The organism is Streptacidiphilus anmyonensis (assembly GCF_000787855.1).
GTDB classification, from domain to species: domain Bacteria; phylum Actinomycetota; class Actinomycetes; order Streptomycetales; family Streptomycetaceae; genus Streptacidiphilus; species Streptacidiphilus anmyonensis.
Window position 1 is genome coordinate 11,390 of record NZ_BBPQ01000028.1, and the last position, 24,653, is coordinate 36,042.

The following is a 24,653-nucleotide window of genomic DNA, read 5'->3' on the forward strand; positions in this document are numbered from 1 at the left end:
GACGTCTTCGGGCGCCTCAGGCCTTGCGGGTGAACTTGCGGATCGCGATCGGCGCCATGACCAGCGTCAGGCCGGCGGTCCAGGCGAGGGTGACCGTCAGGCCGTGGGCGATCGGGCCGCCGGTCATCAGGCCGCGGGAGGCGTCCGCCAGGGCGGACATCGGGTTGTACGCGGTGAAGCTCTGCAGCCAGCCCGGCATCGAGCCGGTCGGCGCGAAGATCGACGAGCCGAACTGGAGCGGCATCATCACCAGGAAGCCCATGGCCTGGACGGACTGCGCGTTCTTCATGGTCACACCGAGGACCAGGAAGATCCACATGATGGCGGAGCCGAACAACGCGGTCAGGCCGATGGAGGCCAGCAGGCCGGCCCAGTGGCCGTTGATGTGGTAGCCGACGAGAAGGGCGACGATCATCTGGATCGTCACGGCCACGACGAGACGCAACAGCTCGACCGAGATCTTCGCGAGCAGCACGGACCCCCGTCCGATGGGCAGGGACCGGAAGCGGTCCATGATGCCCTTGTTGAAGTCCTCGTTGAAGCCGGTGCCGACGCCCTGGGCGATGTTCATGCTCATCATCGCGACCATGCCCGGGATCACGTACTGGACGTAGGCGGCCTGACCGCCGCCGAGCGACTGGCCGATCGAGCCGCCGAAGACGTAGACGAAGAGCAGCGTGAAGATGACCGGCATCAGGACCGCGTCCATCATCGACTCGGGGTCCTGCTTGATCCACAGCAGGTTGCGGCGGATCAGCGCGCCGGTGTGGCGGAGATGGCCGCGCAGGCTGATCTTCGGGTCGGCCTCGATGGTGATGGTGGGGGCTGCGGGGGTCGCGGGGGAAAGGGTGGCGGCGCTCATACGGCGACCTCCTCGAGCTCGGGCGTGACCTGCTGCGGGGCGGACGTCCTCTGGCCGGTGAGCGAGAGGAACACTTCGTCCAGGCTGGGCAGCTCGACCGAGATCGAGCCGATCGTGACGCCGTGGGCCGTCACCGCGCCGACGACCGCCGTCAGCTGGTCGTCGCTGACGATCGGCACCAGGACCTCGCCGGACTCGGTGTGGACGGTGGCGGCGGCGCCGGTCGGACGCCGGTCGTCCAGGGCCCGCGCCAGCGCGTGCAGCTCCAGCGGATCGGCCGGGCGGACCCGCAGGGTGCGGCCGCCGACCTTCGCCTTGAGATCGTCGATGCCGCCGCTGGCGATGACCCTGCCGCGGTCGATGACGGTCAGTTCGGAGGCGAGCTGCTCGGCCTCCTCCATGTACTGGGTGGTGAGCAGCACCGTCACGCCGTCGCGGACCATGCTGGTGACCTCGGCCCACACCTCGTTCCGGGTGCGGGGGTCGAGGCCGGTGGTGGGCTCGTCCAGGTACAGCACGTGCGGGCGGCCGATCATCGACGCCGCGAGGTCCAGGCGGCGGCGCATGCCGCCGGAGTAGGTACGGGCCGGACGGGTCGCGGCGTCGGTGAGCGAGAACCGCTCCAGCAGCGCGTCCGCGCGGGACCGGGCCTCCTTGCGGGACAGGTCCAGCAGCCGGCCGATCAGGTACAGGTTCTCCCGGCCGGAGAGCTTCTCGTCGACCGAGGCGTACTGGCCGGTCAGGCCGATGACCCGGCGCAGCTGCCGGGGCTGCCGCACCACGTCGTACCCGGCGACGACGGCCTGGCCGGCGTCCGGGGTGATCAGGGTGGACAGGCAGCGGACGAGGGTGGTCTTGCCGGCGCCGTTGGGGCCGAGGACACCGAGGACGGTGCCCTCGTGCACGTCCAGGTCCACGCCGTCGAGTGCCTTGGTCTCGCCGAAGTGCTTGACCAGCCCCCGCACGGACACGGCCACCCGGCGGCCGGATTCGGGGTTCTTGTCGTTTCGCGTCATGCCGGTGACGGTTCCAGGTCCCGCTGACACGGCGCTGACACGGCCCCGCGCCCGCTGACAGGCCCCTGAGACGGGCCGCTGACCGCCGCGCCTGTCCGGCTGACGTTCGCCGGACGGGAGTGTGTCGCGGGGCCGGGCGGCGTCCCGGCCGCGCACGATGGCGGGACGAGGAGCCGGACCGCCCCGGAAGCGCGAGGTGCCATGAACCGTCTGATCCGCCGATTGCTGAGTCCGCTCGCGGGAGGCCTGGCGGCCCTCGCCGTCGCCGTGCCCGCGGCGTTCGGCGGCGTGCCGCGCGCCCTGCCGCCGGGCACCGCGTTCACCCCGCTCACCGTCTCGCTGATCACCACCCCGACGCCGGTCAAGGCGGTGGACGGCCGGACACACCTGTCCTACGAGCTGTTCGTCACCAACGCCGCGGGTTCGGCCACAGCGGTCAGGCTCAACCGGGTCACGGTCCGCGACGCCGGGACCCGAAAGGCTCTGGGATCGCTCGGCGGCGCCGCGCTCGCCGCCGCCGCCAACCCGGTCGGCGGCACGCCCGCGGGCGGGTCGGACACGGCTCGGGTGCTGCCGCGTCCCACGGTGCTCGCCGGGTCGACGCAGTGGGTGGTCTGGATCGACCTCGCGCTCGACGCGTCCAGGCGCCTTCCGCAGCAGGTCGAGCACGAGCTCGACGCCACCCTGCTCTCCCCGTCCGGGGCCGCCGTGCACTCCGTCCGCGAAACGGTCGCCCGCACCCGGCTCGCGACCCGGCCGCCGCTGGACCTGGCGGCCCCGGTCCGGCCGGGCGACTGGTACGTGAGCGAGGGGTGCTGCGACAACACCCACCACCGGCGCGGCCTGGCGCCCGTCAACGGGGTCCTCGACGTGCCGCAGCGGTTCGCCGTCGACTGGTTCAGGGTCGGGCCCGGCGGCCGGACCTGGAGGGGCGATCCCGGCCGACTGGCCAGCTACCTGAGCTTCCGCCAGCCGGTGCAGGCGGCTGCGGCCGGACGCGTGGTCGAGGTCCAGGACGGGATCGCCGACAACCCGCCCCCCGTGCCGCCGGTCGTCCCGCCGATCCAGGACACGGTCGGCAACCACGTGACACTGGAGGTCGCCCCGGGACGCTACCTGCTGTACGCGCACCTGGAACGCGGGTCGATCACGGTCCGGCGCGGTCAGCGCGTGGGCCCCGGCCAGATCCTGGGCCTGATCGGCAACAGCGGCAACTCCACCACGCCCCACCTGCACTTCCAGGTGATGACGACACGTGAGTTCTTCCCGACCGACAGCCCGCCGTTCACCTTCCGGGGCTTCGTCGTGCTCGGCCAGGTACGGCCGCGGATCTGGGACGACAACCTCGGCCTCCAGCTCAGCGGCGTCCTGCCGGTCTCCCCGTCGCCGTTCGCAGGACGCCACTGCCACGAGATGCCGTTGGACCGGAACGTCATCCGGTTCTGAGGGCGGGGGCGGGTCGGCTCAGGCGAAGGCCACGTTCTGCCGGAAGGCGAAGACCCGGTCCGGGTCGTAGCGCCGCGCCACCGCCTTGAGCCGGGGGAGGTTCGCTCCGTAGTACGCGTGGCCCCAGTCGGGCAGGCCGGCGTCGATGTAGTTCACGTACGCGCCGGTCGCGCCCAGCCTGGCCAGGCCGTCGCGGATCCCGTCGACCGTGCGGGTCACCTCGCGCCGGTTGGCCGGCGTCGCGCTCGCGTAGACCTGGGCGCTGGCCAGCGACGAGCGGTGCGGGAACGCCGTGGCGTCCGGGGCGAGCTGGGACACGGCTCCGCCCAGGGAGTCGAGCAGCAGGTCCACGCCCGTGTGGCCGTTCATCAGCTCCGCGACCCGGCCGGCGTCGAGCGGACGGGGGCCGAGCACCCGGGAGACCGCGACGAAGGACTCGCGCGACAGCCGGCCGCCCTCGGAGACCGGGTGGCACTGCGCGAGCGTGTCGTTGGAGCAGCCCGCCATGTACCGCATCGCGTCCAGGTAGCTCTTCGGCAGCACGCTGCGCGAGCTCGGCTTGACGCCCGCGGCGGCGACCAGCCGGTCCACCAGCCGGTTCGCCTGGGACTGGTCGCCCACGTAGCAGCCGACCACGCGCGCCGAGGGCGGGTTGCCGCCCGCGACCTGGCAGCTGGCCCACAGCTCGAAGGGCGCACGGGCGACCCACTCCTGCCAGGCACCGATCACCGCCGCGGCCGAGCCCTTCGGGAAGGAGAGCGAGATGACGGTCATCCCCGGCGCGGGCGCGGTCCTGAAGGTGAACTGCGAGACCACCCCGAAGTTGCCGCCGCCACCGCCGCGCAGCGCCCAGTACAGGTCGGGCTCGGAGCCGGGGGAGGCGGTGCGCAGCCGCGCGTCGGCGGTGACCACCTCGGCCGCGGCCAGCCGGTCGCAGGTCAGGCCGTACTTGCGGGTCAGCACGCCGATCCCGCCGCCCAGGGTCAGTCCGCTGACGCCGACGGTGGGGCAGGAGCCGGCCGGGAGCAGTCGGCCCGCGTTGGCCAGGGCCGTGTAGACCTCGATCAGCCGGGCCCCGGCGCCGACCGTGGCGGTGCCGTCGGAACGCACGTGGACCTGCGCCATCAGCCGCAGGTCGATCACCAGCCCGCCGTTCGGGACGCTGTAGCCGAGGTAGCTGTGACCGCCGCTGCGCGCGGCGATCGGGATGCCGTGACCGCGGGCGACGTCCAGGCACGCCTGCACGTCGGCGGCCGAGGCGCAGCGGGCGATGGCGGCGGGCCGCTGACCGTCGTTCAGCTCGTTGAAACCGAGCCGGTAGACGGGGTAGCCCGGGTCGCCCGGCAACACCAGCCTGCTGCCCAGGCGCGCGCGCAACGCCCGCCAGTCGGGCGCCAGGCGGGGGCTGCGGGCGCGGACCGGCCACGCGTCCACCGAGGGCGCGGCGCCGGCGCGGACGCTGCCGCCGCTCAGCCCCACGGCCCGGTCGGCCCCTGTCAGCACCGTCGCCCCGCCCACGCCCAGCGCGGCCAGGAAGCTCCGTCGGTCGAACGTCATGCGCGTTTGCCTTCCCTCGGCTGGTCGCCGCGCGCCGCGCGGCCGACTTTCGCCGGAATCCGTACCCACTCCCGTGCCGTCGGCGCACGGGGCTCCCCCGTTCGGCACAGGCACAACCTATCGGAGACGGGCATGGCGGATCGTCAGAGGGCCTGGTCACGGCACCCGTTGGCTCGCCCTGATCCGGTCACGCACGAGGTCGCGGCGTCAGGGGGAAAGGATCGCCCTGTGCGGCTTGCTCGGGACCCTCCGCTGGGAGGCGCGCCATCCGCCCCGGGGCGCAGGACCGTTCGGGCAGGGGGTGCTCCTGGTCGCCTGCCGCGTGCGGGTCACCGGGGGCCTGGATCGCCTCGCTGACGCTCGCCCGGCCGGGGACAGCGCGCCGTCCGGCGGGGTGGTTGTTCGTGCTCGCCTGCCGCGCGGGTCACCGGGGCGCGGGTCGTCTCGCTGACGCTCGCTCAGCCGGGGCGCGGGTCGTTCGTGCGGGGCCGTCCGGCACGGGGTGGGTATTCGCGGTCGCCCGCAGCGCGGGTCACCGGGGCCTGGATCGCCTCGCTGACGCTCGCCCGGCCGGGGCGCCCGGACGGCGTGGGAGGGCGGTCGCACCGGTCGCGCCGATCGCGTCGAAGACCTCGCTCATCGCGGCGAGGCTGTGCCCGCTGACGAAGGCGTCGCAGTGGGGGAGCGCCGCGGCCATGCCGCCGGCGAGCGGGGCGTAGCCGGGCGCGGCCTTGCGCGGGTTGACCCAGACCACGCGGTGGGCCAGCCGGCTCAGGCGGGCCGTCTCGCGGCCCACCGCCGCGGGGTCCTCGCCCTCCCAGCCGTCGGAGAAGATGACCACCACGGCCCCTCGGGCCATGCCGCGCCGTCCGAAGCGGTTGGTGAACTCCGCCAGCGAGCGGCCGATCAGGGTGCCGCCGGACCAGTCGGGCGCGGTGCGCGAGGCCCGCCTCAGGGCCGTGTCGGGGGAGGTGTGGCGCAGTGCGGGGGTGAGCCGGGTGAGCCTGGTCGCGAAGACGAAGACCTCAGCTGCCAGCCCGCCGCCCGCCCGCGAACCGAGCCGGGAGAAGAAGCGCAGGTAGATCCGGGCGTAGGGCTCCATCGAGCCGGAGATGTCGCAGAGGAAGACCAGCGGCCGGCGGCGCAGCCGACCGTGCGAGCGGGCCAGCCGGACGGTCTCCCCGCCGGTTCGCAGGCTGTGCCGCAGACTGCGCCGCAGCTCGATGTGACGGCCTGTCGGGTCCGGCGTCCGGCGGCGCGAGCGGCGCAGCGGGACGCAGACGACCAGGTCCGCGAGCAGGCGGTCGAGCTCGGCCAGCTCCCCGGGGCCGAACCCCGCGAAGTCCTGGTGGGCGAGCGTCTCGACGCTGCTGCCGAGCAGCCGCAGGGCCCCGGTGACGCCCGGCCGGCGGGTCGGCGCGTCGGCGGCGTCCGGGCGCGCCCCACCGCGCGGCAGCGGCGTCGTGGTCGGTCGGGGCGGTGGCGAGGGCGAGCTGTCGGGCGCGGCGGCCGGTCCCGGCTGGAGACCCGGCAGCGGCGGGTTCTCGGCGGATCCGCGGCGCTCGGCCGGGTCGGTCGTCCCGCCGAAGACCAGGCCGAAGACGCGGTCGAAGGTGGCGAGTTGGGCGTGCCCGGTGACGAAGGCCAGCCGGGCCGCCCAGTACAGCGCGGACCGGTCGACCGGCGGGAGCAGCCGCAGCGCGTCGAGGAACCGGGCCGAGCGCTCGGGTGTGACGGGCAGTCCGGCGCGGTGCAGCCCCGCGCCGAAGCGGGCGGCGAACAGGTACGGGTCGAAGGGCAGCGCCGCGAAGGCGTCCGAGAAGGCATCCGCGGAGCCGGGCGCGGAGCCGGGCGCGGGCGGGGCCGGCTCAGCCATCGGGCGCGCCGACCAGCCAGGTCAGGCCGCGGTCCCGGACCAGGTCGTGGTCCTCCCGGTACTTGACCAGGACGCCCAGGGTGCGGTCGGCGTCCTCGGCCTCCAGCCGTTCCACGCCGAGCACGGTCAGCGCGGAGACCCAGTCGATGCTCTCGGCGATCCCGGGCGGCTTCTGGAGCTCCAGCGTCCGCAGCCTGCGCACGGCCGCCGTCACCTCGGTGGCGAGCGCGGCGGAGGCGCCGGGGACCCGGCGGCGCAGGATTTCGACGACCCGCTCGGTGTCGGGGTAGTCGATCCAGTGGTACAGGCAGCGGCGTTTGAGGGCGTCGTGCAGGTCGCGGGTCCGGTTGGAGGTCAGCACCACCACCGGCGTGACGGCCGCCCGCACGGTGCCCAGTTCCGGGATGGTGACGCTGGCGTCGGCCAGCACCTCCAGCAGGAACGCCTCGAAGTCGTCGTCGGCCCGGTCGATCTCGTCGATCAGCAGCACCGCGGGGGTCGGGCCGGGGTGCGTCAGGGCGGCGAGGACGGGGCGGCGCAGCAGGTAGGCGTCGGCGAACAGGTCGGCCTCGGCCAGCGGTTCGCCGCGGCTCTCGGCCAGCCGGATGCCGAGCAGTTGGCGCGGGTAGTTCCACTCGTAGAGCGCCTCGGCCGCGTCCAGGCCGTCGTAGCACTGGAGGCGGATCAGCGGGCCGCCGAGCACGGCGGCGAGGGCGCGGGCAGCCTCGGTCTTGCCCACGCCCGGTTCGCCCTCCAGCAGGATGGGCTGCGGCAGCCGCAGCGCGAGGTAGAGCGCGGTGCTGAGACCGGTGTCGGTGAGGTAGCCGGTGGCGTCCAGCGCGGCCTGGAGCGTCTGCGGGTCCGGCGCGGCGCGTGCGACCGCGCGGCGGGCGGCTGGGTCGGGCCCGCCGCGCCGGGCGTCCTCGGCGGCGGCGTCGTCGGTCACGGCGTCTCCGCCGGCTGCGCGGTGGACGACGAGCCGGCGCCGGCGCCGGACTGCTCCGCGCCGGACTGCTCCGCGCCGGACCGCTCCGCGTCGGACCGCTCGGCGTCGGCCTCGAAGCGTTTGAGGCAGCCCGCCGAGCAGAACCAGTGGCGGCGGCCGCCGCCCGCATCGCTGAACAGTGTGTCCGGCAGGACCGCCACGGCCATGCCGCAGACCGGATCGGTCTCGGTGCGCGGCTCCTGCGAGGCCCCGGAGGCTCTCCCGTCCGGCGCGGAAGCCGGGTCGGCCGCCTCACCGTGGACCGTCACGGCGTGGCGCTGGGCGACCAGTTCGGCCAGGATCGACACCGCGATCTCACCGGGCGTGCGGGCGCCGATCCAGAGCCCCGCCGGGGTGTGGATCCGGGCGCGCGCCACGTCGTCGAGGTCCAGCGCGGCCAGCACCGCGGTTCCGCGTCGGCGACTGGCGACCAACGCGACGTAGGGCACCCCGGCGCGGGCCGCCGCGGTGAGCGCCTGCTCCTCGTCGCGCCCGTGCGAGGCGACCACCAGGGCGGCGACGCCGTCCAGGGCGTCCGGCGCGATCTCGGCGGAAACGGTGGGACGCAGGTCGTATCCGGAGCCGGCCGCCAGCGCGAGCAGGCTGTGGCCGATGGGGGTGTCGCCGAGGACCAGGACCACGGGTGCGGGGCGCTGCGGCTCCAGGAAGATCTCCAACTCCCCTCCGGACAGGCACGGGTTGGCCACCACCAGGGCGCCGTCGACCGCTGTCGTGAGCGGGTCGGGCCCCTCGGGCGGGGCAGGCGCGTCGGGGGAGATCCGCAGCAGCAGGGACTCCCCGCTGTGCAGCAGCCGCAGCGCCTGGAGGCGGACGGTGGACTCGGCGCAGACCCCGCCGACGAAGCCCTCGATCCGGCCGTCCTCCAGCACCAGCGCCATGTCGCCGGGGTGGGCGCTGGTGGGGTGGACCGCGCGTACCACGGTGGCTTTGACGAAGGGCACCTGACGGGCGCTCAGGTCGGCCATCCGCTGCTCCAGCGCGGTGTCCATGGTCATTGCGGCGGCTCCACTCCGCCGTGCATGGCCTGCCACACCCGGCCGGGGGTCAGCGGCATGTCGGCGTGGCGGACCCCGATGGCGTCCATGACGGCGTTGACGACCGCGGCGGGCGAGCCGACGGTCGCGGACTCGCCGACGCCCTTCGCGCCGATCGGGTGGTGCGGCGAGGGGGTGACGGTGTTGCCCAGCTCCCAGGCGGGCGTCTCCAGGGCGGTGGGCACCAGGTAGTCCATGAAGGACCCGCTCAGGCAGTTGCCGTCCTCGTCGAAGCTGATGATCTCCATCAGGGCCATGCCGACGCCGTCGGCGAGGCCGCCGTGCACCTGCCCCTCGATGATCATGGGGTTGATCCGGGTGCCGCAGTCGTCGACCGCGACGAACCGGCGCACCTTGACCTCGCCCGTGCCCGGGTCCACGTCGACCACGCACAGGTACGCGCCGTACGGGAAGGTGAGGTTGGGCGGGTTGTAGACGGTGGTCGCCTCCAGGTGCCCCTCCACCCCCTCGGGCAGTTCCAGCGCTCCGTGGGCGGCGAGGGCGATCTCCTGGATCGTCCTGGCCGTCCCCGGGTCGCCCTTGACGAACCAGCGGCCCTTCTCCCACTCCAGGTCCTCGGGGGTCACCTCCAGCATCGCACCGGCGATGATCCGCGCCTTGTCGCGGACCTTGCGGGCGACCACCGCGGCGGCCGCGCCCGAGACGGGCGTGGAGCGGCTGCCGTAGGTGCCGAGCCCGAACGGCGTCTGGTCGGTGTCGCCGTGCACCACCTCGATGTCCTCGGGCGGGATGCCCAGCTCCTCGGCGACGATCTGGGCGAAGGTGGTCTCGTGGCCCTGCCCCTGGCTCTGCACGCTGAGCCGCACCACCGCCTTGCCGGTCGGGTGGACCCGCAGCTCGCAGCCGTCGGCCATGCCGAGACCGAGGATGTCCATGTGCTTGCGCGGCCCGGCGCCCACCGTCTCGGTGAAGAACGACAGGCCGATGCCCATGAGTTCGCCCCGCGCCCGCCGCTCGGCCTGTTCGCGGCGGAGCGTGTCGTAGCCGGCCAGGTCCAGCGCCTTGCGCAGGGTGGCCGGGTAGTCGCCGGAGTCGTACTCCCACCCCGTCTTGTTCTCGTACGGGAACTGCTCCGGCCGCAACAGGTTCCGCATCCGCAACTCGGCCGGGTCCTGGCCCAGTTCGTCGGCAAGGCAGTCGACCAGCCGCTCGACCAGGTAGACCGCCTCGGTGACCCGGAACGAGCAGGCGTAGGCGACCCCGCCGGGCGCCTTGTTCGTGTAGACGCCGGTGACCTGGCAGTGCGCGGCCTCGATGTCGTAGGAGCCGGTGAAGATGTGGAAGAACCCGGCCGGGTACTTGGTCGGCTGGGCGGTCCCGTTGAACGCGCCGTGGTCGGCGAGCACCTTGACCCGCACACCCAGGATCTTCCCCTCGCGGGTCGCCGCGATCTCGCCGCGCATGTGGTAGTCGCGGGCGAAGGAGGTGCTCATCAGGTTCTCGGAGCGGTCCTCGACCCACTTGACCGGCTTCTTGGTCAGGATCGATCCCACGACGGCGCAGACGTAGCCCGGGTAGATGCCGACCTTGTTGCCGAACCCGCCGCCGATGTCGGGTGAGATGACGCGGATCTTCTGCTCGGGCAGGCCCGCGACCATCGCGTAGAGCGTGCGGTGGGCGTGCGGGGCCTGCGTGGTCTCCCACAGCGTCAGCTTGCCGTCGACCGGGTCCATGTCGGCGACGCAGCCGCAGGTCTCCAGCGGCGCCGGGTGCACCCGGGGGTAGAGCATCTCCTGGGTGACCACGACGTCCGCGCGGGCGAACACCTCGTCGGTGGCGGCCTTGTCGCCCGCCTCCCAGTCGAAGATGTGGTTGTCCGTCCGGCCCTCCAGGTCGTCCCGGATCACCGGCGCGTCGGCGTCCAGCGCGTGCCGGGCGTTGATGACGGGCGGCAGCGGCTCGTACTCGACGTCGATCAGTTCGAGCGCGTCCCGGGCCGCGTAGTGGTCCTCGGCCACCACGAAGGCGACCTCCTGACCCTGGAACCGCACCTTGTCGGTGGCCAGCACGGCCTGGGTGTCCATCGACAGCGTCGGCATCCAGGCCAGGCCCAGGCCCTCCAACGCGGCGCCGGTGATCACCGCGCGGACCTTGGGGTGGGACTCGGCGGCGGAGGTGTCGATCGACACGATCCGGGCGTGCGCGAGCGGGCTGCGCAGCACCGCGCCGTGGAGCATGCCCGGCAGTTGCACGTCGTCGACGTAGTGGCCCTTGCCGCGCACGAACCGCGGGTCCTCCTTGCGCTTGAGCCGACCGTAGCCGACCGGGCGCTCGGAGGCGGGCGCCGATCCGGTCTCGGCGGACTCGGTGACGGCGGTCATGGCGTGCTCCCCGCGGTCTCGGTCTCGGTCTCGTTCGCGGTCCCGGCCGGATGGCGCGCGGCCCACTGCACGGCGCGCACGATGTTCAGATAACCGGTGCAGCGGCAGAGCTGACCGGAGATCGCTTCGCGGATCTCCTGCTCGGACGGGTCGGGGTTGCGGTCCAGCAGCGCGCGGGCGGACATCATCATGCCGGGGGTGCAGAACCCGCACTGGAGGCCGTGCTGCTCGATGAACCCCTGCTGGACCGGGTCGAGGCCGTCGCCCGTCTCCAGGCTCTCCACGGTGCGCACCTCGTGCCCCGCCGCCATGGCGGCCAGCACGGTGCAGCTCTTGACCGGTTCGCCGTCGAAGAGCACCACGCAGGTGCCGCAGTTGCTGGTGTCGCAGCCCCAGTGGGTGCCGGTCAGCCCGAGGTCGTCGCGCAGGAAGCGCACCAGCAGGTGACGGGCCTCCACCTCGGCGGTGCGGTCCTCGCCGTTGACGTTGATGGTGACCTGCATGGTCATGCGTCCTTTCCGCCGGTTCCGCCCGCTGCCCGAGCCCGTTCGGCGGCGAGGGTCAGCGCCCGGTGCGTGAGCTCGCCGGCCAGGTGGCGCTTGTACTCCTCGGTGCCGCGCAGGTCGCTGAGCGGGTCGCAGTCCTCGGCGGCGATCCGGCCCGCCTCGGTGAACAGCTCGTCCGTGGGTTCCCGGCCCACCAGCGCCTCCTCGACCCGGCGGTAGCCGGCCAGGGAGGTGCTGACGGCGGCGAGCCCGATGCCCGCCCAGCCGATCCGCCCGTCGTCCGCGAGTGACAGCGCGCCGCCGGCCGCGGCGACGGCCCAGTCCCCGGTCTTGCGCTCGACCTTCCGGTAGGCGCTGCCCGCGTTCGGCCGCACCGGGACCCGGATCTCGACCAGCAGCTCGCCCGCGCCCACGGCGGTCTCGTAGGGACCGCGGTAGAACTCCTGCATCGGCACCGAGCGCCGACCGCCCGGACCGAGGATCACGGCCACCGCGCGCACCGCCGTGCACACGGCGGAGAGGTCCTCGGCCGGATCGGCCTGGCACAGGGACCCGCCGATGGTGCCGCGGTTGCGCACCGGCGGGTCGGCGATCACCCGTTCGGCGTCGTGGAAGATCGGGAAGAGGCGGCCGACCAGCTCCGACTCCAGCAGGGTGCGGTGCCGGGTCAGTGCGCCGATCAGCAGCTCGCCGCCCTCCAGCCGCAGGTAGTCCAGCTCGTGGAGGTCGTTGATGTCGACCAGGAACTCCGGCCGGGCCAGCCGCAGCTTCATCATCGGCAGCAGGCTGTGCCCGCCCGCGATGACCCGGGCCTCCTCGCCGAACCGTTCCAGCAGCGCGAGCGCGTCCTCCACGCTCGACGCGCGCCGGTACTCGAATGTCGCGGGAACCTGCACGGCGGCCTCCAGAGCGATCGCGCCGAAACCGTACGAACGCACTGTCACCCCGGAGGCCGCCGAGGTCAACGACGACTGAAGGGAATGGTTAAGAGGGGTGCGTCGAGCGGGTACAGGAGAGGTGTGGGGGACCGACCCGTGGACCGGCGACGGAGGCGGCGATGACCCTCACGCAGCTCAGGGCGTTCGTCGCGGTCGCCCGGCTCGGCTCGGTCAAGGCCGCGGCGCTGTCCCTGCGGGTCAGCGAACCCGCGGTGTCCGCCGCGGTGGCCTCGCTCCGGCGCGAGCTGGGCGACCCGCTCTTCGTGCGCGCGGCAGGAGGGATCGCGCTCACGCCCGGCGGGCGGCGGCTGGCGGCGGGAGCCGCCGAGATCGTCGGCCTGGCCGAGGAGACCCGCCGCCAGGTGCGCGAGGCCGGGTCGGAGACCTCCTACCTGCGGGTCGCCGCGACCGAACCGATCGTCGAACAGATCGTCCCGCCCTTGCTGGAGGCGTTCGAGCGCCGTCACCCGGAGGTGGATGCCAGCACCCTGTCGGTGCCCGCCGCGGTGCTGCCCGAACTGCTGCTCGACCGCCGGGCGGACGTCACGATCGGTCCGGTGGCCGCGGGGTCGGCCATGCGCCCGGTGGCCGACGAGCCCGCACCGACGCCGGAGGAGCGGCAGCCGGATCCGGAGCAGGCCGGCGCGATCGAGCACGTCGCCTTCCTGCGCTTCCAGCTGGTCGTCGTCGCCGCGCCCCACTACCTCGGGACCGGCCTGGGCACGGTGAACGGCAGTCGGCTCCGCCTGCCGGTGGGCCGGCTGCCGCGGGAGCACTGGCTGCTCGGTCCGGGCGAACTCGACCCGGCCACGCCCGGCGGCGCGTTCCTCGCCAGGCACGGCGTCGGCGACGCCAGCGCCTCGATCTTCCCCAGCACCACGGCGGCGCTCAACGCGGTGGCCGCCGGGTACGGGCTGTCCCTGGCCATGCTCCACCTGGTCCGCGACCAGCTGCGGCACGGCGTCCTCGCCGTCGTCGACGTCCCCGGCACCCCGGTCGACGGCATGTTGCGCGCGAGCGCGCTGCGGGGGGAACGGCGCTCGCCCACCGCGTCCGCGCTGTGCCGCTTCGTGACCACGCCCCCCGCCCTGCAGAGCCTGCTGGCCCGGACCACCGGCGTGCCCGGCGGCCACTACCACCCGACCGTGCGGGTGAGCCTGTGGAGCTGACCGGCGCTGCGCGTCGGGGGCTTCTGCGCGATGGTGGAAGAACGGATCGATGATCTGGAGCCGGGCAGGGAGGCGTCCCGTATGGATTTCACCCACGAGTTCCGCGTCAGCCTGCCGATCGAGTCGGCCTGGGAGCTGTTCACGGACGTCCCCCGGCTCGCGCCGTGCATGCCGGGGGCGCAGCTGACCGACGTCGAGGGCGAGAAGTACCACGGAACGGTGAAGGTCAAGGTCGGCCCGGTCACCACGCAGTACAAGGGCACCGCGACGTTCGAGGAACGCGACGAGTCGGCCCGCACGGTGCGGATCAAGGCCACCGGGCGCGACACCCGCGGTCAGGGCAACGCCGACGCCCACATCACCGCCCGTCTCGCGCCGGACGGCGACGGCACCCGGGTGACCGTGCAGACCCGGCTCACCATCACCGGCAAGGCCGCCCAGTTCGGCAAGGGCGTCATGGAGGAGATCAGCCGCAAGCTGCTCGGTCAGTTCGTCGACTGCCTGGAGCGACAGCTGGCCGCCGAGCGTACCCCCGCGCAGGAGGAGTCGGTCGAGCTGCCTGGCGAAGTCACGGCGCAGGCGGCCCAGGCTGCGGCGATCGACGACGAACCGCTGGACCTGCTCGACGTCGCCGGCAACGCCGTGCTCAAGCGCCTGATCCCGGTCGCCGTGGGTGTGGTGGTCCTGCTCGCCGTCGTCCTGCGCCTGCGCAAGGCCCTGGGCCGGCACCGCTCCTGACGCCACGCGGCACGGGCGGCCGGCTCAGCGGCCGAGCCCGACACCGGCCCCAGCTCCGGCCCCGGCTGCTGCCGGAAGGGCGGGCGCGTTGCGTGACTGCGTCGGCAGAGGTGCGGGACCGCCCCGGGGAGCGAGGTCGCGGGTGAGACGGCGGCGCAGCAGGCGTCCCAGCGGGGCGTCGACCACGCGGTTCAGCAGCGCCGCCAGGAGCAGCGAGAAGAGCAGGCCGAGGACGATCGACGGCAGCAGCCCGAGCGCGGGGACCGCGCGGAGCAGGCCCCGGACGACGGGGATGCCCAGGCTCTGGTGCACGAGGTAGAAGGGGTAGGTCAGCGCCCCGGCGAAGACCAGCCAGCGCGTGCGCAGACGGGCGAGCGGTCCGGTGGCGGCCAGGGCGAGGAGCAGCAGGAACGCGGTGAGCAGCGCCGCGCTGACACCCCAGGACTGGGCTCCGCCCCGGCCGGGCGCGGCCGTGTGCTCGGCCACGCGTCCGGCGAGCACCGTCAGCGTGTAGCACCAGGCGAAGCCGACGAGCAGCCAGAGCGCCAGGTTGTGGCCGAACCGGTGGATCAGGTAGAGCGCGATGCCCGCGACGAACAGCCCCGCGTACTGGGTGAGCAGGAACTCGTCGAGCACGGTGGAGTGGAGCTCGCGGCCGATGGCGGCCAGCGTCAACCAGCCGCCGCAGAAGGCGACGGCGCGACGGTAGGTGAGCCCGACCAGGAGCAGCGCCATCATCAGCAGGTAGAACCGCGCCTCCACCCACAGCGTCCACGCGACGCCGTCGACCGTGGCGAGACCGAGCGGGCCGGGGGCCATCGTCAGGTTGCCCAGCACGGTGCGCACGTCGACGGGTGTCCCAGGCTTCATCCCGGCCAGCCGGGCGGAAAGACCCAGCGCGACGATCAGAACGAGAACGCTCCAGTAGAGCGGGAACAGCCGGGCGATCCGGGAGACGGTGAACTGGACGGGGGTGCGGCCCCAGCAGCTCAGGCAGATGGCGAAGCCGCTGATGAGGAAGAACGCCTCGACGCCGAGCCAGCCGTAGCGGCTGACCGAGTAGAGCGCGGGCAGGGCCTGCGGCAGGTCCGGTCGGCCCCAGAAGTGGGGGGTGGGTGTGCCGAGGTAGTGGTACGCGGCGACGGCGGCGGCAGCCACGAGGCGCAGGCCGTCCACCGCGGCGAGGCGCGGGGGCGTGCGGGAGGGGGTCGGCTCTGGTGCGGGCACGGTGGACGTCCTTGCGGGCAGGGGGCATCGGCCGGCCCGCGGTGTCGGTGCGGGCGGCTGTTGCGAGAAGACTGAGAACGGAGGTGAGTGAGCGTCAGGAAAGCAGGCCGGTCGCGCGGTTCAGCCGCGCGGGCGGCGCAGGGCGCGGTGCGCGAGGGCCAGCGCGGCGGCGGCGAGCAGGACCATGAGGCCGGCCTCGGCCCACTGCATCGGCCACAGCTGGTCTGCCGTGTGGTAGTCCTCGAAGGTCGGCGCACCGTCGGGGCAGCCGCCGGGGCCGCACTGCGCGTACAGCAGACGGTGGCCGTCGGCGAGTTGGACGCCGTCACGCAGCAACCAGTCGTCGGGGGCGAGGTCGTAGCCGTGATGGGTGAGCAGCGTGCGGACCGGCTGGAGGTACTGGCGTAGCCAGGTCAGGGCGGCCATCGCCGCGCCGTACAGGCCCAGCATGGCGGCCATGGCGGCGAGCGTGCGTCGTGTCAACGTCCCGGCGACGACGCCCAGGGCCACGGCGAGCAGCGTCGAGGCCGCGAGGACGGGGCCGTCGGCGTTGTAGGGGAGCAGCATGAAGGCGCCGTCGCCGGGGAAGACGGCCGGGCCGACGGCGTCGTGCAGCCACACGCCGAGCGCCGCACCGGCGGTGCCGACGAGCAGCGCCGCTCCGCAGGCGAGGGCCAGCTGGCCGCGGAGCCACTGCTGCGGCGAGACCGACTGGCTGAAGGCCAGCCGATGCGTGCCCTGCTCGAACTCCCTGGCCACCAGCGGTGCGCCGAAGAACAGCCCGGCCAGAACGGGCAGCGCGACCAGCGCGTACTGGAGATGGCGGACGGCCTGGGACGCGGACTGCACCTGCTGGACGAGGTCCAGGCAGCCCTCGGACGCGGCGGACGGGCCCGACAGACAGCCCCCGGCCGCCAGCTGGGCATGGGCGGCGACGGCCTGCGCCGCCACGTCCCGGGTCCACAGCGTCAAAACGGCGAGCACGGGCACGGCGAGGGCCAGCACGATCCGGTGCTGGTGGATCGCCAGCCGGACGACGGCGGCGGTGGGGACGCGCGGGCGGCGTCGCGGGTCGCGGGCGCGGACCAGGATCGGGACGAGCTGCGGGGAGGTGCTCATGCGCCGACCGCCTCGCAGGTCTCCGGGGTCAGCGGGCGCATCGCCGGGCTGATCCAGTCCGGCGCGCCGGGGTGGTGCAGGTAGGCGAGCACCAGTTCCTCCAGGGTGGGGGCCTCCGTGTGGTCGGGGCCCGCGTCGCCCGGCAGGAGGTCGACGCGGTGGGCGCGGGCCGGCACGGATCCCGCCGGGGCGCCGACGCCCGCGCTGCGCGCGGCGGGCACGCTGAGCGGGTCCGGCAGCCGGTGGGCAGCCAGGAGTTCGGGCAGCGGGCCGGCCAGGCGGACCCGTCCGTGGTCGAGCAGGAGCAGGTGGTCGATGCTCTCCTCCAGGTCGGCGAGGACGTGGGAGGAGAGCAGGAGCGTCGCGCCGCGCTCGGCGACGTCGGCCAGCAGCAGGCCCATCGTCCGCCGCCGCGCCAGCGGGTCCAGATCGCTGAGCGGTTCGTCCAGCAGCAGGACGTCGGCCGCCTTGCCGCGCGCGAGGGCGAGGCTGACGAGGGTGCGCTGTCCGCCGGAGAGCGACCCTGCCCGGGCCCGCACCGGGATCCGGGCGGCGTCGAGCACCTCCTCCGCGGCGTCGGGGCGCCAGCCCGGGTTGAGGTCCCGGCCCAGCCGGAGCAGCCGCTGGACGCTGAACTGGCGGTAGAGCGAGCGGTTCTGGTCCACGTAGGCGATCCTGGGGCGGTTCGCGGCGTCGCCGACCGGGCGGCCGAGCAGCTCCAACCGCCCGGAGTCGGGCGCGACCAGACCGGCGGCGGTGGCCAGCAGCACGCTTTTCCCGGCCCCGTTGGGGCCTACCAGCCCGCAGACGGCGCCGCGCGGTATCCGGAACCGGCAGTCGTGCAGCACCTCGCTGCGCCCGCGCCGCACACCGAGCCCGACGGCCTGTACCGCCGGGGTGGTGATCACGGCCGCTCCCTGGAGACCGCGCCGGGGGCGGGTTCGTCGGCGAGCGGGAACTCCCGGTCCACGACGGAGGCCGTGAGCGCGAGCACGTCCTCCCGCTCCAGGCCCGCGTTGCGGGCCCGGCCGACCCAGGCCGTCAGCTCCTCGCGCAGGCCGGCCGCGGCGGAGTTCTCGGCCTGTCCCAGCACCCGCACGACGAAGGTGCCGAGCCCCTGCGTGGACTCGACCAGCCCGGCGCGCTGGAGCTCCTGGTAGGCCCGCAGCACGGTGTTGGGGTTGACCGCGGTCGCCGCGACGACCTCCCGGGCGGTCGGGAGCTTGTCGCCGACCTGGAGGTGGCCCAGGCGCAGGGCCTGCTCGGTCTGCTGCACGATCTGCTGGTACGCGGGCACGCCGCTGCGGCGGCGCACGTGGTACTCGATCACCGAAACCTACTTTCACTAATTGATTGGTGAAAGTAGTCAATGCGGATCCACCTGTCAACGAGCAGGGGGACCGCCGGTGGTCGCGAGAAGCGGGCTACGCGTCGGGTCGGCGCGCGGCGGCGCGGCGCTCGCGCACGGCGCGCATACCCAGCACGGCCAGGAACGCGAGGCCGAGGAGGGTGTAGAGCTCGCCCTGGGCGATCTGGAGGCCGTGCCAGGTGTACTCGGCGTCGTTGTTGTAGGGGACGCCCCAGATGATCCCGGAGGGGATGGTGCCCTGGGTGGGGCCCTGGTAGCGGGGCCAGGCGGCGAAGAGGAGCAGCGCCGCGAGCGGGGGCAGGGCGGCGGTGAGCCGGTCGCGGGCGGTGGCGCCGCGCCAGGCGCGGTCGGCGCCGAGGACGAGGACGGGCAGGATCCACACCCAGTGGTGCGACCAGGAGATCGGGGAGGCGAGCAGGCCGACGACGGCGGTGACGACGATCGCGAGCAGCTCGTTGCCGCGGCGGTGCTCCCGGGCCGCCAGGAGCAGTCCGGCGACGGCGATGGTCCCGGCCGCCAGGAACCACACGGCCTGGACCGCGCCGCCGCCGTGCAGGGCGCGGTCGATCATGCCGTGCAGGGACTGGTTGCCCAGGTAGTCGACGCCGCCCATGCGGGAGGAGTCGAAGAACAGCCCGCCCCAGTACTGCCGCGCCTCGGTCGGGAACAGGGCGAACGAGCCGGCCACGGTGAGGGCCAGCGTCCCCGTGGAGACCGCCGCGGCCCGCCAGCGGCGGGTGAGCAGCAGATAGGGGATGAAGATCGCGGGGACCAGTTTGAAGCCGGCCGCGAGCCCGACGCCGACGCCCTTGGCACGGAACCGGTCGGGCAGACAGAGGTCGGCGACGACGATCACCATGAGCCAGGCGTTCACCTGGCCGAAGGCGAGGGTCTGCTGGACCGGCTCGGTCCCCAGGGCCACCGCAGTGACCAGCAGCGTCGCGCCCAGCCGACCGAGGGAGGCGCGGTGGCCGAGGCGTCCCCAGCACAGCCAGGCGGTGGCGAGCAGCGCCAGCACGGTGCCGGTGGTCATGATGATCTGGACGTGCGCGTACTTCAGGTACGAGGCGGCCGCGAACACCATCGCCGAGAACGGCGGATAGGTGAAAGGCAGCCGGACCCAGGTGTAGCTGCCCGTGTAGAGGTGGCTGCCGCTGCGGAGGGCCTTGCCGCCGTCGTAGTAGACCTGCAGGTCCAGCGTGGAGGCCATGCCGAGCCGGTGGCCGTCCATCCAGGCCAGCCAGATCCACAGCGCCGCGACGGCGGCCACCAGACCGGGCAAGATCAGCCAGGCCGGGAGCGGCCGTCGGACTCTCACGGGTTCGGTGTCCGCCTGGGCGGCGGGGGCTATGTCGGCCCTGGCGGCCATGTCCGCATCCTCCACCCCCTGCCGTCGCGTGGGGCCGTCGGCGGTCGCCGGGCGCTCGTCGGGGTTCAGCGGGGTGGGCGGAGGCTATCACGTGAAGTTGATGCGGAATTGAGGCGTCCGTGAGAAGTCGTTCGTGTCCGTATTCTGGGAATTCAGCCCGTTTCCGGGTCAGACGGCCTGGGGATAGTCGAAGAAACGGGTCGGGTCGTAGTGGTGCTTGGCCCGGACGAGGCGGGGGTAGTTCGCGCCGTAGTAGGCCGAGCGCCAGTCCCGCAGCTCGGGGTCGGGGAAGTTCTGGTAGGACCGCGCGGGCGGGCCGGCAGGGAAGATCGCGTCGTAGAAGTCGTCGAGCCAGGCCAGGTTGGCGTGGACGGTGGCGGGCTGGTCGTGATCCGCCCAGGAGGTCTCGGCGGCGAGGACGAAGACGCCGTCGCGGTGCACGAACGCGGTCGCGCCGGGCGCCACCTTGTTGATCTCGCCGCCGAGCCCGAACATCGCGAACCCGGCGCCGTCGTCGTTGCCGCTGCCCGGCCAGGCGAGCAGTTGCTCTGCGGCCGCCGCGACCCGGCGTTCGGACAGGAGGGCGTGGGGCCCGAGGATCGCCGACTTGGCTGCGAACCGGTCCACCGGGGTGGTGGCGCTGAGCAGGCCGCTCGCCTCCGCAGGGGTGACCTCGCGGATCGCCGCCCGGTGGCGGGTGCGCTCCGCGGGCGTGCCGACGTCCAGGAGCGGGGCGAGGATGTCGCGCAGCTCGTCGAGGGTGCCGTAGTGCTGTCCGATCACGTTCACGTTGGCGTTGCGTGCGATCTGCGGCCGGGTCCGGCCGTTGGTGCCGATGCCCAAGCGGCAGTGGAACCGCCTGTTGTGCGCCGTGTCCAACGCGATCCGCTGCATGGCGGCCATCACCGGCAGGACCGAGTCCAGGCTCCAACGGAAGCTGTAGAAGCCGACGTTGCCGTGGAACCGCTCGAAGCGGAACGTGAACGAGGTGTGCACGCCGAAGTTGTTGCCCGCGCCGCCGCGGCAGGCCCAGAACAGTTCCCGCTCGGTGCCGTCGTCGGCCGTCACGACGCTCCCGTCGGCCAGCACCACGGTGGTGGCGGTCAGTCGGTCGCAGGTCAGGCCGAACATCTTGTCGCTGAATCCGATGCCGCCGCCCAGCACCAGGCCGGCGACGCCGACGGAGGGGCAGCGGCCGGTGGGCACGAACATCCCCTCGTTCTCCAGCAGCGGGTGCAGGTCGCCGTTGGTGACGCCGGCCCCGACGGTGACCGTGCCGGCGTCGTGCACGACCTCGATCGGCCCGTAGCGGCGGCTGCGGGCGGTGCCGGCGCACGGGGTGGCGGTGATGGTCTTCATCCGGCTCATGTTGAGCAGGAGCCCGGTGGTCGTGGAGTAGCCCGCGTAGTTGTGACCGAGCCCGGAGCGCGGCACCGCGGGCAGCCCCACCTCGCGGGCCCATCGGACGGCCGCGCTCACGTCACGGGTGGTGGCGCAGGCGACGATCCCCGCCGGGCGGATCCGGGCGTAGCGGTGGTTGAAGGGGAGGGCGAGCGGGGGATAGGCCGGGTCGTCCGGCCGGTACAGGGACGCACCCGGGGACAGGGCGGCGGCCAGCCGCCGCCACGCGCGGGCAGGCACCTTCTCCACCAGCGCGCCCTCGGCGGCGACCGCGGGAGGAAGCCCGCGTGCAGCCGCCGCCGCGCCTACCGTGCCGACTGTTCCGACCGTGCCCATCGCGCCGAGGGTCCCGGCGCCCACGGCGGCCGCACGCAACACGTCCCGCCTGTCGATCACTGTGGTCCGCCCTCCGTGCCGCGCGGAGTCCCGGCGCCTCCGCGCTCCCGGAGCGATCGTGGGCAGATCCCGTGGCGGCCTGTCCACGCGCCGCACGGTCCGCCTGCGGAGGTTCACCGGTTCGGCCCACCCTGCGTCCCGGGCATACTGGCGGGCAGTCAGAAGTGTTCGGACAACGGGGGATTGCGCGGTGCAGGATCGGCTCTTCGACGGTCGCTACCGACTGGACCGGCTGCTGGGCGAGGGCGGCATGGGGCAGGTCTGGGAGGCGTACGACACCCGCCTGGAGCGCCAGGTCGCGATCAAGCTGATCACCTTTCTCGCCGACGGGGGGAGCGGGGCGGACGAGGCGCGTGCCCGGTTCCGGCGAGAGGCGCGGATCACCGCCTCGTTGCAGCACCCCAATATCGTGACGGTTCACGACCTGCGGGAAGCCGACGACGGCGGCCGCACGGTCCCGTTCCTGGTGATGGAGTTGCTGCGGGGCGAGGGGCTGGACACGGTGCTGCGCCGCGGGCCGGTCCGCCTGGCCCAGGCGGCCGAGTGGGCAGCGCAGATCTGCGACGCTCTGGCCGAGGCGCACCGGGCCGACGTCCTGCACCGGGACATCAAGCCGTCCAACATCCAGATCCTGCCCTCGGGTGCGACGAAGGTCCTGGACTTCGGCATCGCGCGGGCCGCTGATCCCGCTGCCGCAGGGGACCTGCTCACCCGGACCGGTCTCATCGTGGGCACGCCCGCGTACATGGCGCCGGAGCAGTTGAACGGGAACCCCGAGGCGCGCAGCGACCTGTACGCGGTCGGCTGCCTGCTCTTCGAGATGATCACCGGTCGGCTGCCCTTCCGGGCGCGCGACACCATCGGATACATCACGGCCCACGTCAACCAGCCGCCGCCCGCCCCCAGCAGCGTCAGGCAAGGGATCCCGCCCGCGTGGGACGAGCTCGTCCTGACGCTGCTCAGCAAGGAGCCGCGCCGCCGCTTCCCGAGCGCGGCGGAGACCGCGCGGGTGCTGCGGGGGCTGGAAGGCGGGCAGGCAGAGACACAGGGGGCGGCAGAGACACAGGGCGCACAGACACAGACACAGACACAGACACAGACACATGCGGCACAGGCGCGGGCCCAGGCGGCGGAGACCGCCGAGTCGACCCTGGTGGCCGAAGGAGCCCGCACCTTCGCCGCGCGGGACACGGAGACGGCCGCGCGGGCGGAGGAGGAGGCGGACCGGGAACGTCCGCGCCAACCCCGTTCTCCCCGTTCTCCTCGTGATCCCGAGCCGTCCCAGCCGTCCCAGTCGCCTCAGCCTTCGCGGCCGGAACCCGTCCCGGTCCGACCGGCGGAATTCCCGCGCTCCTCGGTCCGCCACGTCTACGAACTGTTCATGCGACTGCTGATCAGCGCGGTGGTCATCGCGGTGTGGGCGACGAGCTACCACCTGACCCACGCGCACGACAGTCTGGCGCTCCGCGGTCCGGACATCGCCGTCTTCGCCCTGGTCATCCTCGGCTGCGTCGGCGTCCAGGCGATCAGGGTCTCGACGGACCGGCGCAGACCCCGGAGCAGGATCAGCCTCGACGCGGACCGCGTCACCGTGGAGCAGGAGGTCGAGCGCGGGGGCCGGATGGTCGTCACCGGGTTCTCGATCGCCCGCTCCTCGATCGAGCGGATCCGGATCGAGGGGGTGGGACGCGAGGCGAGCGTGGTGGTCCGGTTCACCGCCTCCGGCGCGCCCTCGCCGGAGTGGTTGCGGTACTACGGCATCACCCACCGTCCCGTCAGGGGCGGTTACATCCTGTGCCGCCCGGCACGCGTCGCCTTCGCGCTGTGGCCGGCGAACGCCATGGTGCGCCGCGTGCGGGCGGAACTCGCCCGCTACGCCACGCCGTGACGCCAAGTCCCTTGTCCGAAAACGTGTTTCGTGGCCCCTCCCGGGGGCCGTTACGGTCGGAACCATGGAGTGGAGCCAACAGACGGCCGAGCAGCTCACGGCCGCCCTGCGTGCCGGTGACGTGAGCTCGGCGGAACTGACCGACGAGGCGATCGCCCGCATCGAGCGGGACGACAAGGCGATCAACGCGATCTGCGTGCCGGACTTCGAGCGGGCCCGGGCCGCCGCGCGCGACGCCGACCGGGCGCGGGCCCGAGGCGAGGAGCGGCCGCTGCTCGGCATTCCGGTGACGGTCAAGGAGTCCTACAACGTCGCCGGTCTGCCGACGACCTGGGGCATGCCGCAGTACCGCGACCACGTGCCGACCGAGGACGCGGTGCAGGTGTCGCGGCTCAGGGCGGCGGGCGCGGTGGTGCTCGGCAAGACCAATGTGCCCTTGGGGCTGCACGACGTGCAGAGCTACAACGAGATCTACGGCACCACCAACAACCCCTGGGACCTGCGGCGCACGCCGGGCGGCTCCTCCGGCGGGTCGGCGGCGGCGCTGGCGTGCGGGTTCGGGGCGCTGTCCATCGGCTCCGACATCGCGGGTTCGCTGCGCACACCGGCGCACTTCTGCGGCGTCTACGCGCACAAGCCGACGCTCGGGCTGGCGGCGGCCCGCGGCATGGTGCCGCCGCCCGCGCCGGCCCTGCCGGTCGAGCACGATCTCGCCGTCGTCGGTCCGATGGCGCGCAGCGCCCGCGACCTGGCGCTGCTGCTCGACGTCATGGCCGGGCCGGATCCGCTGACGTTCGGTGTGGCGCATCGGTTGACGCTGCCGCCCGCGCGTCGTGAGCGGCTCCAGGACTTCCGGGTCCTGGTCCTCGACGACCACCCGCTCATCCCGACCGCGTCCGCGGTACGGGCGGGCGTGAACCGGGTCGCCGACGCGCTGGTCCAGGGCGGCGCCCGGGTCGAACGGCACAGTCCCCTGCTGCCCGACCTGGCCGAAGCCGCCCTGGTCTACACACAGTTGCTGATCTCGAGCGTGGTCACCCGCTTCCCCGTCGAGGCGGTCGACGAGCTGCGCGCCCGTGCGGCCGAACTCGGCGCGGACGATCGGAGCCTGGACGCCGCCCGGCTGCGCGGCTTGGTCGCCGGCCACCGCGACTGGATCGAGGCGAACCACCGCCGTGAGCTCCACCGCCACGGCTGGCGGCAGTTCTTCGCCGAGTTCGACGCCGTGGTGTGTCCGGTCACGCCGACTCCTGCGTTCCCGCACGACCACCACCCCGATCCGAGGCAACGCCGGATCGAGATCGACGGCGCCGGGTACCCGTATCTGGACCAGCTGGTCTGGGCCGGGCTGGCCACCATGCCCGGCCTGCCCGCCACCGCCGTACCGGCGGGCC

General features: G+C 73.6%; 20 protein-coding genes. 5 read left to right on the forward strand and 15 right to left on the reverse strand.

The features are described from left to right. Positions 1 to 16 precede the first annotated feature (16 nt). Both TR50_RS22970 and TR50_RS22975 read right to left on the reverse strand, forming a co-directional pair. On the reverse strand, positions 17 to 862 hold the full coding sequence (locus TR50_RS22970) for an ABC transporter permease (protein ID WP_042424939.1): 846 nt from the start codon (positions 860 to 862) through the stop codon (positions 17 to 19). After that, complete coding sequence (locus TR50_RS22975) at positions 859 to 1,878, reverse strand: ATP-binding cassette domain-containing protein (protein WP_042424941.1); 1,020 nt, start codon at positions 1,876 to 1,878, stop codon at positions 859 to 861. Before TR50_RS22975 ends, TR50_RS22970 begins: the two co-directional genes overlap by 4 nt. A gap of 201 nt (positions 1,879 to 2,079) precedes the next feature. Between TR50_RS22975 and TR50_RS22980 the strand changes: the two genes are divergently transcribed. Then, complete coding sequence (locus TR50_RS22980) at positions 2,080 to 3,324, forward strand: M23 family metallopeptidase (protein WP_084700799.1); 1,245 nt, start codon at positions 2,080 to 2,082, stop codon at positions 3,322 to 3,324. An 18-nt stretch (positions 3,325 to 3,342) separates the two neighbouring features. On the opposite strand, the gene TR50_RS22985 is transcribed toward TR50_RS22980, so the two are convergent. The 7 genes from TR50_RS22985 to TR50_RS23015 all read right to left on the reverse strand — a co-directional run bounded on the left by TR50_RS22985 (position 3,343) and on the right by TR50_RS23015 (position 12,541). After that, a complete protein-coding gene (locus TR50_RS22985) occupies positions 3,343 to 4,881 on the reverse strand; it encodes an FAD-binding oxidoreductase (protein WP_042424944.1) in 1,539 nt (512 codons plus the stop codon). Between the two features lie 532 nt (positions 4,882 to 5,413). Continuing rightward, the gene (locus TR50_RS22990; protein WP_052441248.1) at positions 5,414 to 6,757 is read right to left on the reverse strand and encodes a vWA domain-containing protein; all 1,344 of its coding nucleotides are present in this window, start codon (positions 6,755 to 6,757) and stop codon (positions 5,414 to 5,416) included. Further along, positions 6,750 to 7,703 carry an AAA family ATPase gene (locus TR50_RS22995; RefSeq protein WP_084700801.1) on the reverse strand — a complete coding sequence of 318 codons (954 nt, stop codon included), beginning with the start codon at positions 7,701 to 7,703 and terminating at the stop codon, positions 6,750 to 6,752. The genes TR50_RS22990 and TR50_RS22995 overlap by 8 nt, the downstream gene beginning before the upstream one ends. Then, positions 7,700 to 8,758 (reverse strand): XdhC family protein, encoded by a 1,059-nt coding sequence (locus TR50_RS23000; RefSeq protein WP_063775124.1) that lies wholly within the window; start codon positions 8,756 to 8,758, stop codon positions 7,700 to 7,702. The genes TR50_RS22995 and TR50_RS23000 overlap by 4 nt, the downstream gene beginning before the upstream one ends. Further along, positions 8,755 to 11,139, reverse strand: a complete 2,385-nt coding sequence (locus tag TR50_RS23005; RefSeq protein WP_042424949.1) for an aerobic carbon-monoxide dehydrogenase large subunit — start codon at positions 11,137 to 11,139, stop codon at positions 8,755 to 8,757. The genes TR50_RS23000 and TR50_RS23005 overlap by 4 nt, the downstream gene beginning before the upstream one ends. After that, the gene (locus TR50_RS23010) at positions 11,136 to 11,642 is read right to left on the reverse strand and encodes a (2Fe-2S)-binding protein (RefSeq protein WP_042424952.1); all 507 of its coding nucleotides are present in this window, start codon (positions 11,640 to 11,642) and stop codon (positions 11,136 to 11,138) included. The genes TR50_RS23005 and TR50_RS23010 overlap by 4 nt, the downstream gene beginning before the upstream one ends. 2 nt (positions 11,643 to 11,644) lie before the next feature. Continuing rightward, positions 11,645 to 12,541, reverse strand: coding sequence for an FAD binding domain-containing protein (locus TR50_RS23015; RefSeq protein ID WP_042425086.1), 897 nt, complete (start codon positions 12,539 to 12,541; stop codon positions 11,645 to 11,647). A gap of 161 nt (positions 12,542 to 12,702) precedes the next feature. On the opposite strand from TR50_RS23015, the gene TR50_RS23020 reads away from it, so the two are divergent. Next, the gene (locus TR50_RS23020) at positions 12,703 to 13,752 is read left to right on the forward strand and encodes a LysR family transcriptional regulator (RefSeq protein WP_042424955.1); all 1,050 of its coding nucleotides are present in this window, start codon (positions 12,703 to 12,705) and stop codon (positions 13,750 to 13,752) included. Between the two features lie 81 nt (positions 13,753 to 13,833). Next, positions 13,834 to 14,490 carry an SRPBCC family protein gene (locus TR50_RS23025; protein WP_042424958.1) on the forward strand — a complete coding sequence of 219 codons (657 nt, stop codon included), beginning with the start codon at positions 13,834 to 13,836 and terminating at the stop codon, positions 14,488 to 14,490. Between the two features lie 24 nt (positions 14,491 to 14,514). Here TR50_RS23025 and TR50_RS23030 read toward each other — a convergent pair whose 3' ends face one another. The 6 genes from TR50_RS23030 to TR50_RS23055 all read right to left on the reverse strand — a co-directional run bounded on the left by TR50_RS23030 (position 14,515) and on the right by TR50_RS23055 (position 21,371). Continuing rightward, positions 14,515 to 15,717, reverse strand: coding sequence for an acyltransferase family protein (locus TR50_RS23030; RefSeq protein WP_236654548.1), 1,203 nt, complete (start codon positions 15,715 to 15,717; stop codon positions 14,515 to 14,517). A 120-nt stretch (positions 15,718 to 15,837) separates the two neighbouring features. Continuing rightward, positions 15,838 to 16,836 (reverse strand): ABC-2 membrane transporter-related protein, encoded by a 999-nt coding sequence (locus TR50_RS23035; protein ID WP_052441249.1) that lies wholly within the window; start codon positions 16,834 to 16,836, stop codon positions 15,838 to 15,840. Then, positions 16,833 to 17,744 carry an ABC transporter ATP-binding protein gene (locus TR50_RS23040; RefSeq protein ID WP_063775125.1) on the reverse strand — a complete coding sequence of 304 codons (912 nt, stop codon included), beginning with the start codon at positions 17,742 to 17,744 and terminating at the stop codon, positions 16,833 to 16,835. The genes TR50_RS23035 and TR50_RS23040 overlap by 4 nt, the downstream gene beginning before the upstream one ends. After that, positions 17,741 to 18,166 carry a GntR family transcriptional regulator gene (locus TR50_RS23045; protein WP_042424961.1) on the reverse strand — a complete coding sequence of 142 codons (426 nt, stop codon included), beginning with the start codon at positions 18,164 to 18,166 and terminating at the stop codon, positions 17,741 to 17,743. The genes TR50_RS23040 and TR50_RS23045 overlap by 4 nt, the downstream gene beginning before the upstream one ends. A gap of 94 nt (positions 18,167 to 18,260) precedes the next feature. Then, a complete protein-coding gene (locus tag TR50_RS23050) occupies positions 18,261 to 19,574 on the reverse strand; it encodes a glycosyltransferase 87 family protein (protein ID WP_052441250.1) in 1,314 nt (437 codons plus the stop codon). A gap of 168 nt (positions 19,575 to 19,742) precedes the next feature. After that, a complete protein-coding gene (locus TR50_RS23055) occupies positions 19,743 to 21,371 on the reverse strand; it encodes an FAD-binding oxidoreductase (RefSeq protein ID WP_236654549.1) in 1,629 nt (542 codons plus the stop codon). Between the two features lie 190 nt (positions 21,372 to 21,561). On the opposite strand from TR50_RS23055, the gene TR50_RS45730 reads away from it, so the two are divergent. Both TR50_RS45730 and TR50_RS23065 read left to right on the forward strand, forming a co-directional pair. After that, positions 21,562 to 23,259 (forward strand): serine/threonine-protein kinase, encoded by a 1,698-nt coding sequence (locus TR50_RS45730; RefSeq protein WP_052441251.1) that lies wholly within the window; start codon positions 21,562 to 21,564, stop codon positions 23,257 to 23,259. Between the two features lie 64 nt (positions 23,260 to 23,323). Beyond that, positions 23,324 to 24,653: amidase (locus TR50_RS23065; RefSeq protein WP_042424963.1), on the forward strand; the 1,330-nt coding region annotated here is incomplete at its 3' end.

Excerpts from the sequence above, each read along its gene's own strand:
- TR50_RS22970 (WP_042424939.1), bottom strand. The coding sequence starts at position 862 with ATGAGCGCCGCCACCCTTTCCCCCGCGACCCCCGCAGCCCCCACCATC.
- TR50_RS22975 (WP_042424941.1), bottom strand. The coding sequence starts at position 1,878 with ATGACGCGAAACGACAAGAACCCCGAATCCGGCCGCCGGGTGGCCGTG.
- TR50_RS22980 (WP_084700799.1), top strand. The coding sequence starts at position 2,080 with ATGAACCGTCTGATCCGCCGATTGCTGAGTCCGCTCGCGGGAGGCCTG.
- TR50_RS22985 (WP_042424944.1), bottom strand. The coding sequence starts at position 4,881 with ATGACGTTCGACCGACGGAGCTTCCTGGCCGCGCTGGGCGTGGGCGGG.
- TR50_RS22990 (WP_052441248.1), bottom strand. The coding sequence starts at position 6,757 with ATGGCTGAGCCGGCCCCGCCCGCGCCCGGCTCCGCGCCCGGCTCCGCG.
- TR50_RS23000 (WP_063775124.1), bottom strand. The coding sequence starts at position 8,758 with ATGACCATGGACACCGCGCTGGAGCAGCGGATGGCCGACCTGAGCGCC.
- TR50_RS23005 (WP_042424949.1), bottom strand. The coding sequence starts at position 11,139 with ATGACCGCCGTCACCGAGTCCGCCGAGACCGGATCGGCGCCCGCCTCC.
- TR50_RS23010 (WP_042424952.1), bottom strand. The coding sequence starts at position 11,642 with ATGCAGGTCACCATCAACGTCAACGGCGAGGACCGCACCGCCGAGGTG.
- TR50_RS23020 (WP_042424955.1), top strand. The coding sequence starts at position 12,703 with ATGACCCTCACGCAGCTCAGGGCGTTCGTCGCGGTCGCCCGGCTCGGC.
- TR50_RS23025 (WP_042424958.1), top strand. The coding sequence starts at position 13,834 with ATGGATTTCACCCACGAGTTCCGCGTCAGCCTGCCGATCGAGTCGGCC.
- TR50_RS23035 (WP_052441249.1), bottom strand. The coding sequence starts at position 16,836 with ATGAGCACCTCCCCGCAGCTCGTCCCGATCCTGGTCCGCGCCCGCGAC.
- TR50_RS23050 (WP_052441250.1), bottom strand. The coding sequence starts at position 19,574 with ATGGCCGCCAGGGCCGACATAGCCCCCGCCGCCCAGGCGGACACCGAA.